The organism is Microbacterium sp. Bi98 (assembly GCF_918698045.1).
Classification (GTDB): Bacteria; Actinomycetota; Actinomycetes; order Actinomycetales; family Microbacteriaceae; genus Microbacterium.
Genome location: NZ_CAKKLK010000019.1, coordinates 1 through 11,593, shown reverse-complemented (window position 1 = coordinate 11,593; position 11,593 = coordinate 1). Strand labels below are relative to the sequence as shown.

Sequence of the window (11,593 nt, the reverse complement as noted above, 5' to 3'; positions counted from 1 at the left end):
GTGGACATCACTTCGGATCGGAGCTGTCCAGCCCGCCTACACCACCGGTGCCGCCGAAGCCGCTGCCCCCGCGCTGCAGCGTGATGAGCTCGGTGTCGGTGCCGTCGCCGTGCTGGCGGGGATCCTCTGCCGCGTGGATCGCCTTCACCTTCGGCGAGCGACGGGTCTGGATCTCGACCCACTTCGCGATGCCCGACAGGATGAGGCACATGACGATGTAGATGCCGCCGATGACGAAGGCCGACTGCAGGATCGGGCGACCCTGCTGCGACGTCAGCTGCTTCGCGTAGTACAGCAGCTCGGGGTAGGTGATGATGAAGCCCAGAGCGGTGTCCTTCATCGTGACGACCAGCTGCGCGACGATCACCGGGAGCATCGCCCGGATCGCCTGCGGCAGGAGGATGAGACGCATCACGCCGCTCTTGCGGAGCCCGATCGCGTAGCCCGCTTCTTTCTGCCCGCGAGGCAGGGACTCGATGCCGGCCCTCAGCACCTCGGCGAGCACGGAGCCGTTGTAGGCCATCAGTGCGATCACGACGGCCCAGTAGGGATCCATCTTGATTCCGACCACGGGGAGCCCGTAGTAGAGCAGCATCATGAACACCAGCACTGGAACGGCACGGAAGAGCTCGGTGACGGCTGTCACGGGGATCCGCACCCACGCGTGCTCGGAGAGCCGCCCGATGGCCAGCACGAAGCCGAGGACGACGCTGAGGACGGCGGCGAGCGCGAAGGCTGCGAGCGTGTTGCCCAGGGCCTTGAAGATACCCATCCACACGTTGGAGAACGTGAACACGTACCACTTCTCCGCCGAGAACTGGCCTGTCTCCACCATGCGGAGCACGATGAAGCCGATGGCGGCCAGGACGAGGACGACGGTGGCGACCGCGATGATCCGGTTGCGGGCGATCGCCCGGGGTCCGGGGACGTCGTACAGTACAGAGCTCATCGCGCGATCCTCCAACGGTTCTCGAGATATCGCTGCAGCCAGCTCAACAGCAGCACCAGGGCGACGAACACGACGGCGACCCAGAGGAGGACCTCCATCGGGTTGCCCGGACGGTCGGCCGAATCGTTGATGGTCGACCGGAGAGCCGCGAGCTCGGCGACCGAGAACCCGGCTGCGACGGTCGTGTTCTTCAGGAGCGCGATGAAGACGCTCATCATCGGCGGGACGACCGAGCGGAACGCCTGCGGCAGGATCACGAGACCCATCACCTGTCCGAAGGGAAGTCCGATGGCCCGCGCGGCCTCGGCCTGACCGACGGGCACCGTGTTGATACCCGCCCTCAGGACCTCGGCCACATAGGTCGCCGTGTAGATGCCGATGGCGAGGATGCCGAGCACGAGGTTCGACAGTTCGGGCAACCCGAGTTGCGGGTACCCGAAGATGAAGAAGAAGAACACGAGGGTGAGCGGGGTGTTGCGCACGGTGTTCACGTACACCGTGCCGACGCCGCGGGCGATGGGCACCGGGGAGACACGCATGGCCCCGACGATCAGACCCAGGATCAGTGCGATGATCCCGCCCGCGAAGAACACGATCAGCGTGTTGCTGATCGCCTGTCCCCACAGGTCGAGGTTGCCGAAGATGACGTCCACGCCACCCTCCCTTCTTCAGAGTGAATGGGCGGCCCCCCTGAGGGGGCCGCCCATGTCGATCAGTAAGCGTCGACCTCGGGCTGTTCGACCTCGATGCCGCTGGAACCGAGGTTCGCGTCGAAGATCGCCTGCCAGATGTCGCCACCGTCGGTGAAGAGCTCGTTGATGTGCGTGCGCAGCGCGTCGTCGCCCTTCGTGAGGCCGACACCGTAGCGCTCCTCGGTGAAGAGGCCGCCGGTCACCTTGACGTCATCCGGGTACTGGGCCGCGTAGCCGATCAGGATCGCCTGGTCGGTGGTCACGGCGTCGACCTTGCCGTCGATGAGGTCCTGGACGCAGGCGGAGTACAGGTCGTACTCCTGCGTCTTGATCTCGGGGAAGTTCGCCTTGATGTTCTGGATCGGCGTCGAGCCGGTCGCCGAGCAGACGGTCTTGCCGTTGAAGTCCTCGAGAGCCTCGGCGTCGTCCGCGTCGGCGGCGACCAGGAGTCCCTGACCGGTGATGAAGTAGGGACCCGCGAAGTCGATGAGCTCCTTGCGCTTGTCGTTGATCGAGTAGGTGCCGACGTAGTAGTCGATGTCACCGTTGGTGATCGCCTGCTCGCGGTTCGCCGAAGCGATCGGCTTGAACTCGATCTTGTCCTCGTCGTAGCCCAGGGATGCGGCGATCCACCGTGCGATGTCGACGTCGAAGCCGGTGCGCTCTCCGGTCGTGACATCGAGGTAGCCGAGCCCGGGCTGGTCCTCCTTGACGCCGACGATCACCTTGTCGCGCTCCTGGATGGCGTCGAACGTCGGGCTGCCCTCGAGCTGGACGTCGTCAGCGACCTCGAACCAGGTGGAGTCCTCGCTCTCTTCGCCGCCGGTTCCGGCGCCGGGGCTGGACGGGCTGCCGCTGTTGCAGGCCGTCAGCGCGAACAGTGCAACCGTCGCGATCCCGATTCCTGCCAGTGTCCGTGTGCGTCGCATGTGCGTCTCCTTCGTGTGCTGTGTGTGCAAAGGTCTGTGAGGCTCGTCAGTGCGTGAGGAGCTTGGAGAGGAAGTCCTTGGCGCGGTCGCTCTTCGGGTTCGTGAAGAACTCCTCAGGCGTCGCCTCCTCGACGATCTTGCCGTCGGCCATGAACACGACCCGGTTGGCGGCCTTGCGAGCGAAGCCCATCTCGTGGGTCACGACGATCATCGTCATGCCGTCACGGGCGAGCTCCACCATGACGTCGAGGACCTCGTTGATCATCTCGGGGTCGAGCGCGCTGGTCGGCTCGTCGAAGAGCATGACCTTGGGCTGCATGGCGAGAGCGCGGGCGATCGCGACGCGCTGCTGCTGTCCGCCGGAGAGCTGTGCGGGAAGCTTCGAGGCCTGCTGGGCGACGCCGACGCGCTCGAGAAGCATCATCGCCTCCTTGTCGGCATCGGCCTTCTTCATGCCGCGGACCTTGATCGGGCCGAGCGTCACGTTCTCGAGGATCGTGAGGTGCGCGAAGAGGTTGAACGACTGGAACACCATGCCGACGTCTGCGCGCAGATGCGCGAGGCCCTTTCCCTCAGCGGGGAGCGCCTTGCCGTCGATGCTGATCGTGCCGCTCGTGATCGTCTCGAGGCGGTTGATCGTGCGACACAGTGTCGACTTGCCCGAGCCTGAGGGACCGATCACCACGACGACCTCGCCGGCGTTCACCGTGAGGTCGATATCCGTGAGCGCCTGGAAGTCGCCGTAGTGCTTCTGGACGTTGTCGACAACGACGAGGGGCTTACCGGTGGTCATCATTTCTCCAAACTAGCCAGGTCGCTCACGTGGCTCCACAGTGATGCGTCGACATTTACACGTTCGTAACCACGCGATGGGGCCGATCCCGCCCGATAACCGGAGTGCCCCACGGTCCGCCCCCGCGGACCGTGGGGGCGTCCCTGCTGCTCCGTTCCTCCCCCGAGTAGAACGTGGCAGCAAGCCTCCGACCGGATCCGATCGCAGGACGACTCCGGAGAATGGCCGAGTCCGCGCCTCAATGAGGGGCGTGGACTCTGTGGCATCTGAATTCTCCGTTGAATCGAGCGCGATCGACCCCCACATTGGCAGAGTGACATGCCGGAATGAGACTTCTTGAGGATTTCTTGAGGCCTCAGTCCCGCTGGTCCCGGTAGTACTCGACGGCCCCCGGATGCAGGTCGACCGGCCCCGTGAAGATCGCCTGCCTGCGGTCGAGCAGGGACGCGACCGGAACCCGCTGCGCGATATCGGTGCGGACCGTGAAGAGGCTCGTGAGGACGTCCCGTACGACGCCGTCCGGAGTGTCGGACGAGGTGACCAGATAGTTCGGCACCGCCATCGTGGGCGCGGACTCGTCGAGTCCATAGAGCCCGACGGGGAAGTCGGACGGCCGATACGCATCGGAGTATCGAGCGTTGATCGTCGTGACCCATGTCTGCTCGATCGGCACCAGCCGCACGGGCGTCGTCGTCGCGAGCTCCGCGATGCCCGGTGTCGGGATGCCGCCGACCCAGAAGAATCCGTCGATCTCGGATCTCTCGAGCGCGCTGATCGACTCACCGAGATCGAGCCGGGGATCCGTGATCGTCGCGACGTCGACGTCGGCGGCGTCGAGTGCTCGCGCCGCGATCACATTGACGCCGGAATTCTCGGCCCCGAGCGACACCGTCCTGCCCGCAAGGTCGCTGAGGGCGGCGATGTCCGAATCCGCGCGTACGACCACGTGGAGGTACTCGTCGTACAGGCGAGCGACAGCCTGCACCGGCATGGGCTCGTCGAACGCTCCCGCTCCGGCGACGGCGTCGGCCGCGGCATCCCCTTGCGCGAAGCCGAGGAGGGCCTCCCCCGAGCTCACCCGCAGGAGGTTGTCGACGGACCCGGCGGTCTCGGCTGCCGACACGCGGATGCCCAAGGACTCCGACAGCTCCCGAGCGAGTTCGTCGCCGTAGGCGTAATAGACCCCGTTGGCTCCCCCGCCGGCGATCTCGTAGGCAGAGTCGTTCCACTCCGTCGATCGAGCGCTGCACGCGCTGCTCGTGGCGGCGAGCAGCAGCACGAGTGCCGTCGCCACCCCTCTGCGCCACCATGCGCGGCGGCTAGCCCGCCCGCTCATCCCTCAGCTCCGTCCGGCAGCATCAGCGACACCAGCAGACCGCCGTCGTCCGGCGTATCGACCCGCAGCTCGCCGCCGATCGACTCCAAGAGGTCGGTCGCTATCGCGAGGCCGAGCCCTGACCCCGGAACCCCGCCGCTGTCGTCGCTGCGCCAGAACCGGTCGGCGGCGTTCGCGGCCTGCTCTCGCGTCAGGCCGGGGCCGTGGTCGCGGACTGTCAGCACGCAGAGTCCACCGCTGCGGTGCGCGTCGACCTCGACGGCCGACTCGGCGGGCGAGAACTTCACCGCATTGTCGATGACGGCGTCGAGCGCGCTCTCGACGATCGTGCGGTCGGTGATGCTCATCACCGGGCCCACTCCTGTCGAGAGCATCCGGACGCGTCGCTGTGACGCGACCTCGCTCCAGGCGTCTGCGCGGCGGGTGGCGAGCGTCGTCAGATCGACGGCTGAGATCGTCGTGTCGGCGCGTCCGCCGCGCGCGAGTCCGAGGAGCGTCTCGAGGATGCGAGCCATCCGGCGCCCTTCCTCCCTCGTCTCCTCGACGTCGTCCTTCCAGTCGGCTCCGAGACCGGTCGAGAGGTGCTCGACACGCAGCAGCAGCGCGTTGAGGGGATTGCGGAGCTCGTGCGAGGCGTTCAGGGCGAACTCCTGCTGACGCGTCATGACGCGCTCGATCTCATCCGCCATGCCGTTGAACACGCGCGTCATCCGGCGTAGCTCAGGAGGCCCCGTGTCCTCCGCGACCCTCGCATCCATCTCGCCGCGTTCGATCGCGATCATCGCCTCATCGAGACGTCGGACCGGAGAGAGCACCCACCGGGCGAGTTGGAAGACGAGGAGCACGCCGAGTCCGATCGAGACGATCGACACGACCGTCAGCACAAGAATCTGCTGCAGGATCTGGGTCCGTGGCGCCTCGACGTCCGCGGAGAGCATCACGGCGCCGATCACGTCGCCGTCGTCGAAGACCGGCTCGACGAGCGAGGACTCTGCCGCGATCCAGGGGAACACCGGCTCGGGCGCCTCGGCGCGGCGCCCCGAGAGCGCGAGGCCGACCCGTGCGGCATCGTCCTCTGACAGGACTTCGCCGCCGCCGTCGCGCGCTGACCACACCCCACCGGAAAGATCGAAGACGATCACATCGATCCCGTACACCTCGTGGAAGCGGGCGACCTCGGCATCGATCACCGTCGCGCTGCCCGACCGCAGCGCCTGCCGCGCGCTGGTCACGAAATACCCGAGGTCACCGAGCTGCTCGGTGTAGAAGGCCTGCTGGATGCTGCGGGTCGCGCTCCACGCCGTGGCGCCGCCCAACGACAGCAGGATCGCGACGAGCGGCACCAGGAAGACGACGACGAGACGTCTGCGCATCGAACGCTACCCGGCCAACCGATAGCCGACACCGCGCACGGTCTCGATCAGATGCCGCTGACCCGCCTTCTTGCGGATCGCGCCGACGTGCACCTCGAGCGAGTGCCCGAAGCCGCGCCAGTCGGTGTTCCAGACCTCGCGGATGAGTCTCTCCTTCGGCACGGCGACGCCGGGGTACCGGGCGAGCACCGCCACGATGTCGAATTCCTTGCGAGTGAGTTCGATCGGAGCGCGTCCGATGATCACCTGCCTGGCGACGAGGTCGATCTCGATCTCGCCATCCTGCAGACGTACGCGCGCCTCGGATTCCGGTCGCACGGGTCGAGAGCGTCGTGTGACCGCCTCGATCCGGGCGAGGAGCTCGTGGACGTCGTAGGGCTTGACGACGAAATCGTCAGCGCCGGCACGCAACCCTCTGATGCGCTCCGTGACCTGGTTGCGTGCGGTGACGATCACGATCGGCACCTCGGAGCGTGCGCGGATCCGACGGCAGAGATCGATGCCGTCGACATCGGGCAGACCGAGGTCGAGGAGCACCACCTCGGTGTCCGCACCCAATTCCTGCAGCGCGGAGGCTCCGTCCGCGGCTCGCACGGTGGCGTACCCGGATCGCGCGAGGAAGGCCTCGAGTGCAGCGGCGACACGCTCGTCGTCCTCCACGATCAGAATCTGCATCGACCCTGGGTCCCCTTCTCCGCTCGAGCAGGGACAAACCTACCAGCAGGACGGGCGGCCGCTCGTCCGCCGGAGATCAGGCCGAGGATGCCGCCCGCTGCGCGAACGCGCTCTCGTACAGGCAGACGCTCGCTGCCGTGGCGAGGTTCAAGGATTCGGCGCGGCCGAAGATCGGCAGCTTCAGCACCTGGTCGGCCTGCGCGAGCGCCTCGTCCTCGAGACCGCGCGCCTCATTGCCGAACAGCCACGCCGTAGGCTCGGCGAGCACTCCGTCCGCCCGCGCATGAAGAAGATCCTCGCCCTTGACGTCCGCGGCCAGAATCCGGAGTCCGGCGGCGTGAGCCTTCTCGACCACATCCGAGAGCTCTGCGCCCACGGACACGGGCAGATGGAACAGCGAACCTGTCGTGGCGCGCACGACCTTCGGGTTGTAGGGGTCGACCGTGCGGCCCGTCAGCACGACGGCGTCGGCTCCCGCCGCATCGGCGGCCCTGATGATCGTGCCGAGGTTTCCCGGGTCCCTGATCTCCTCGCAGATCGCCACCAGACGGGGGGATGCCGCGAAGATGTCCCGCACCGACGTGGGCGCCTGCCGGACGACGGCCACCAGCCCCTGCGGAGTGACCGTGTCGGCCATCGCGTTCAGCACGTACTCCGTGACGTACTCCACGTCGATGCCGGCATCCGATGCCTTCGCGCGGATGTCCGGATGCTTCTCCCAGCCGGTCGGGGTCGCGAACAGCTCCACGATCGCCTGAGGACTGTAGGTCAGCGCCTCGCGAACCGCCTGGGGACCTTCGAGGAGGTAGAGCCCTGTCTCGGCGCGCGCGCTGCGCTTGGTCAGCTTGGCGACGGCACGGACTCGGGGCGAACGGGGGTTCTCCAGCACGTTCACAGTCTAGAGAACGGCAGGACCGTTCCTGCGCAAACGCCGGACGAACGACAGAGGACGCCCTCCCGAAGGAGAGCGTCCTCTGTGGTGAAGAGCTGCTTACGCAGCCGACTTCGGAGCGTTGACGTCGGAAGGCAGAGCCTTCTTCGCCGTCTCGACCAGCGTCGTGAAGGTCGCTGCGTCGTTGACCGCGAGGTCGGCGAGCATGCGACGGTCGACGGTGACACCCGCGAGACCGAGGCCCTGGATGAAGCGGTTGTACGTGATGCCGTTCTGGCGTGCAGCGGCGTTGATGCGCTGGATCCAGAGACGACGGAAGTCGCCCTTGCGCTTGCGACGGTCACGGTACGAGTAGACCAGCGAGTGGATGACCTGCTCTTTGGCCTTGCGGTAGAGGCGCGAACGCTGACCGCGGTAGCCGGAGGCGCGCTCGAGGATGACCCGACGCTTCTTGTGGGCGTTTACCGCCCGCTTGACTCTTGCCATTTTCCTGTGTTCCTATCGTGCGTTCGGGCGCGTCAGCGACCGAGAAGCTTCTTCGCGACCTTGGTGTCAGCCTTCGACAGCACCTGGTCCTGGTTGAGGCGGCGGGTGCGACGGCTCGACTTGTGCTCGAGGTTGTGGCGCATTCCGGCCTGCTGCTTCTTCAGCTTGCCGCTGCCGGTGATCTTGAAGCGCTTCTTAGCACCCGAGTGGGTCTTCTGCTTCGGCATCTTCTCTTCCTTCGTATGGCGCCTTCTCAGGCGACGGTGTCAACCCGCGGTGCGGGAGTCTGGGGGCGGGAGTTACTCCGCTGCGGCCTCGGCCGGCTCGTCGGCGTCGGTCTTGGCTTCGCGGGCGGCCTGCTTGTTCGCTGCGCGCTGGGCGTCGCGAACCGCATTCTGCTCCTGCTTCGCCTCGGACTTGCTCTTGAGCGGAGCCACGATCATGACCATGTTGCGGCCGTCGATGGTCGGGTTCGACTCGACGGTTCCGAGTTCGGCGACATCCTCGGCGAACTTGCGGAGGAGACGGACGCCCTGCTCGGGACGCGACTGCTCGCGACCACGGAACAGGATCATGGCCTTCACCTTGTCGCCGGCCTTGAGGAAGCCCTCGGCGCGCTTGAGCTTCGTCGTGTAGTCGTGCGCCTCGATCTTCAGTCGGAAGCGGACCTCTTTGAGGATGGTGTTCGCCTGGTTGCGGCGAGCTTCCTTCTCCTTCTGGGCGGCTTCGTACTTGAACTTGCCGTAGTCCATGATCTTGACCACGGGCGGCTTCGAGTTGGGCGCGACCTCGACGAGGTCGAGATCTGCTTCCTGCGCAAGGCGCAGCGCCGCCTCGATGCGGACGACGCCGATCTGCTCACCCGCGGGACCGACGAGGCGGACCTCGGGGACGCGGATGCGCTCATTGGTGCGGGGATCGCTGATGCGTAGCTCCTTAGACGATGGGATTCGGCCACCAGGATGCTGTCAGCACCCCGGGCGAAATCAGAATCGTCCCACCCACCGGCATTCAGACGCCGGCTCCGCACCCTGCCTGCCGGACCCCGTCTGACGACGCGATCCGGTGGAGTGCAAGACCCGGTAGCCTGGAACGGCAAGCGCGGGTGGGAAGTGAATCCTCTTTCGTACCGGAGCATGACGCTCCGGAGCCCGACAAAGTCTAACAGAAGGCAAGGCGAAGTGACGAACCAGGCATCGGATGAGGCTGCACGCGAGCGCGAAGAGCGCTGGGCACGGCAGGAGGAGGCGGCGTCCTCCGCCACGCGGGACATCGCCGATGTGCCGGCGGTCGAGGTCATCACGACCGCAGCCGTCCACCTCATGAGTGCCGCGGCGGTCAAGCTCGGCCTCGCCGACGACCCGCACGCGGCGGAGCAGCTCGACCTCGATGAGGCGCGCAAGCTCATCAACGCCCTCGCCGGGCTGATCACCGCCGGCGCACCGGAGATCAGCGACATGCACGCGCGGTCCCTCCGAGACGGGCTGCGCTCGCTGCAGCTCGCGTTCCGCGAGGCGTCGACCATTCCCGACCCGATCGGCAAGGGTCCGGGCGAGAAGTGGACAGGCCCGGTCAACTAGGGACTGCCGGCCGCTGCGGCTGACCGGTCGGTGGCAGCACCGAGCCGGTCAGGCCGAGCGACGCAGCTTCACGGTGAGAGAGTCGGCGAGCACCGCGATACGATCATCCGCCGCCCACCGCTGCGCCAGGCGCGCGAGCACGGCGTCGAGCAACTCGCGCTCGAGCCCGTCGACCAGCTCGAGGATGACGATCAGTTCTGGTCCGCGCAGACGGGCGTCCGGGTCTCCGGCCGCGACGGCGACGTCGATCACGGCGAGTTCATGCGCGACACTCTCCTGCAGAGCAGTCAAGACCTCGGGCGAGAGGAAACTCGGCTCCCACCGATGACCCTGCGCGACTGCCCACACCGCGGGACGACGGAGGACGAACTCGGTGTCGGACGTCGGGTCGAGAACGATCAGATCCGTCTCCTCCGCCGACGCTGCGAGAGCGGCGCGCACGGCTTCCACCGGGATCGGACGGGCCGTCGCGTCCCAGCGCTGCATCGCCTCGACCGACGAGAACACCGGCTGCACGCGACGGCCGTCGGGAGCCGCGACCGTCACGATCGAGAGCTCCTGAGTCTTGTCGACAGCGAGACCGCTCGGCGCCACGCCCTCCTCGCCCTTCTCGGCGATGAGCGGGATCAGGACCCGCGCCGAACGGAACGCGTCGACGACCTCGGTCTGAGCACCGTCGCCCGCCCGAAAACGCAGCAGCGCGTCGAGCAGAACCGGGTCGGCCGATCCGTCGTCGGCGGCATGAGGGTTCGACTGGAAGCTGCGGCCTTCCCAGGGCACACCGGCCGAGTCGCCCCGATCGCTGGACGGGTGCTCGTGCGACCCATGACGGTCGTGGGGACCGTGGTCCCCGGCGTCGTCAGTCCCCTGCGACATCCAGCGCCTCAGCCAGCGTGAACGCGCCGGCGTAGAGTGCCTTGCCGACGATGGCGCCTTCGACGCCCAGCGGCACCAGTTCGCGGAGCGCCACGATGTCATCGAGGTTCGAGATGCCTCCGGATGCCACGACGGGCTTCGGGGTGCGGGCTGTGACCTCGCGCAACAGCTCGAGGTTCGGCCCCTTGAGGGTCCCGTCCTTGGTGACGTCGGTCACGACGTAACGGCTGCAGCCGGCATCCTCGAGGCGCTCGAGCACCTCCCAGAGGTCGCCGCCCTCCTTCGTCCACCCGCGAGCGGCCAGCGTCGTACCGCGGACGTCGAGCCCGACAGCGATCGCTTCGCCGTAACGGCTGATCACGTCGGCGGCCCACTCGGGGTTCTCCAGCGCGGCCGTGCCGAGGTTGATGCGGGTCGCACCGCTCTCGAGAGCCGCCTCGAGCGTCGCGTCGTCACGGATGCCGCCGGACAGCTCGACGTTGACGTTCTTGAACTGCTTGATGACCTTGCGGAGGATCGGCGCGTTGCTGCCGCGTCCGAAAGCGGCATCGAGGTCGACGAGATGGATCCACTTCGCCCCCTGTGCGACCCACTCCCCCGCGGCGTCGAGCGGGTCGCCGTAGCTGGTCTCGGTGCCGGCCTCACCCTGAGTGAGGCGGACGGCCTTGCCCCCGGCGACATCGACGGCGGGAAGCAGGGTGAGAGCGGGAGACTGCGCGAAGTCGTTCATGACGTCCTCAGGTGAGATGGAGAGACCGATTCGTCGGCACGAGAATCGACACTAGCCCGCGTATCGGCCCGCTCCAAAACGATGACAGCAGAGAACCTCCCGTGCCACGCGGTAGCCTCGATGACGCCCCTGTTTCGGTGTGTGAGGAGATGTTCCATGGTGCGCGATGCGGAAGCGCGAGGAGGCGGACCCCTGCGACGCGGGAATGCGCTGCCTCCCGAGACTCCGGATGAGCGCGCTCAGATGCCGGCTGGACCCGACGCGGAGCCCACAGCCCCGCAC

At 67.1% G+C, this 11,593-nt stretch carries 14 protein-coding genes; 1 reads left to right on the top strand and 13 read right to left on the bottom strand.

What is annotated here, in order from left to right; translation table 11 throughout:
* Positions 1-7 precede the first annotated feature (7 nt).
* The 11 genes from LQZ85_RS17430 to infC all read right to left on the bottom strand — a co-directional run bounded on the left by LQZ85_RS17430 (position 8) and on the right by infC (position 9,075).
* On the bottom strand, positions 8-949 hold the full coding sequence (locus tag LQZ85_RS17430; RefSeq protein WP_053096895.1) for an amino acid ABC transporter permease: 942 nt from the start codon (positions 947-949) through the stop codon (positions 8-10).
* Positions 946-1,602, bottom strand: a complete 657-nt coding sequence (locus tag LQZ85_RS17425; protein WP_053096897.1) for an amino acid ABC transporter permease — start codon at positions 1,600-1,602, stop codon at positions 946-948. Before LQZ85_RS17425 ends, LQZ85_RS17430 begins: the two co-directional genes overlap by 4 nt.
* Before the next feature lie 59 nt (positions 1,603-1,661).
* Positions 1,662-2,570 (bottom strand): glutamate ABC transporter substrate-binding protein, encoded by a 909-nt coding sequence (locus LQZ85_RS17420; protein WP_053096898.1) that lies wholly within the window; start codon positions 2,568-2,570, stop codon positions 1,662-1,664.
* A 46-nt stretch (positions 2,571-2,616) separates the two neighbouring features.
* On the bottom strand, positions 2,617-3,363 hold the full coding sequence (locus LQZ85_RS17415; protein WP_053099175.1) for an amino acid ABC transporter ATP-binding protein: 747 nt from the start codon (positions 3,361-3,363) through the stop codon (positions 2,617-2,619).
* Positions 3,364-3,718: 355 nt separating this feature from the next.
* On the bottom strand, positions 3,719-4,699 hold the full coding sequence (locus LQZ85_RS17410; protein WP_056280156.1) for a TAXI family TRAP transporter solute-binding subunit: 981 nt from the start codon (positions 4,697-4,699) through the stop codon (positions 3,719-3,721).
* Positions 4,696-6,072, bottom strand: a complete 1,377-nt coding sequence (locus LQZ85_RS17405) for a HAMP domain-containing sensor histidine kinase (protein WP_056280153.1) — start codon at positions 6,070-6,072, stop codon at positions 4,696-4,698. Before LQZ85_RS17405 ends, LQZ85_RS17410 begins: the two co-directional genes overlap by 4 nt.
* 6 nt (positions 6,073-6,078) lie before the next feature.
* Positions 6,079-6,747, bottom strand: a complete 669-nt coding sequence (locus LQZ85_RS17400; RefSeq protein ID WP_053096904.1) for a response regulator transcription factor — start codon at positions 6,745-6,747, stop codon at positions 6,079-6,081.
* A 76-nt stretch (positions 6,748-6,823) separates the two neighbouring features.
* Positions 6,824-7,636: an RNA methyltransferase gene (locus tag LQZ85_RS17395; protein WP_056280340.1), complete on the bottom strand. Its 813-nt coding sequence runs from the start codon at positions 7,634-7,636 to the stop codon at positions 6,824-6,826.
* Between the two features lie 102 nt (positions 7,637-7,738).
* Positions 7,739-8,125, bottom strand: coding sequence for a 50S ribosomal protein L20 (gene rplT / locus LQZ85_RS17390; protein ID WP_045252681.1), 387 nt, complete (start codon positions 8,123-8,125; stop codon positions 7,739-7,741).
* Between the two features lie 32 nt (positions 8,126-8,157).
* A complete protein-coding gene (rpmI, locus tag LQZ85_RS17385) occupies positions 8,158-8,352 on the bottom strand; it encodes a 50S ribosomal protein L35 (RefSeq protein ID WP_017828564.1) in 195 nt (64 codons plus the stop codon).
* A gap of 72 nt (positions 8,353-8,424) precedes the next feature.
* Positions 8,425-9,075: a translation initiation factor IF-3 gene (gene infC / locus LQZ85_RS17380; protein ID WP_072591506.1), complete on the bottom strand. Its 651-nt coding sequence runs from the start codon at positions 9,073-9,075 to the stop codon at positions 8,425-8,427.
* A gap of 231 nt (positions 9,076-9,306) precedes the next feature.
* Between infC and LQZ85_RS17375 the strand changes: the two genes are divergently transcribed.
* On the top strand, positions 9,307-9,705 hold the full coding sequence (locus LQZ85_RS17375) for a DUF1844 domain-containing protein (protein ID WP_053096908.1): 399 nt from the start codon (positions 9,307-9,309) through the stop codon (positions 9,703-9,705).
* Between the two features lie 48 nt (positions 9,706-9,753).
* Here the strand turns inward: LQZ85_RS17375 and LQZ85_RS17370 are convergent, their stop codons facing one another.
* The gene (locus LQZ85_RS17370) at positions 9,754-10,581 is read right to left on the bottom strand and encodes an SseB family protein (RefSeq protein ID WP_056280148.1); all 828 of its coding nucleotides are present in this window, start codon (positions 10,579-10,581) and stop codon (positions 9,754-9,756) included.
* Complete coding sequence (priA, locus tag LQZ85_RS17365) at positions 10,565-11,311, bottom strand: bifunctional 1-(5-phosphoribosyl)-5-((5-phosphoribosylamino)methylideneamino)imidazole-4-carboxamide isomerase/phosphoribosylanthranilate isomerase PriA (RefSeq protein WP_053096912.1); 747 nt, start codon at positions 11,309-11,311, stop codon at positions 10,565-10,567. The genes LQZ85_RS17370 and priA overlap by 17 nt, the downstream gene beginning before the upstream one ends.
* Positions 11,312-11,593: the final 282 nt, after the last annotated feature.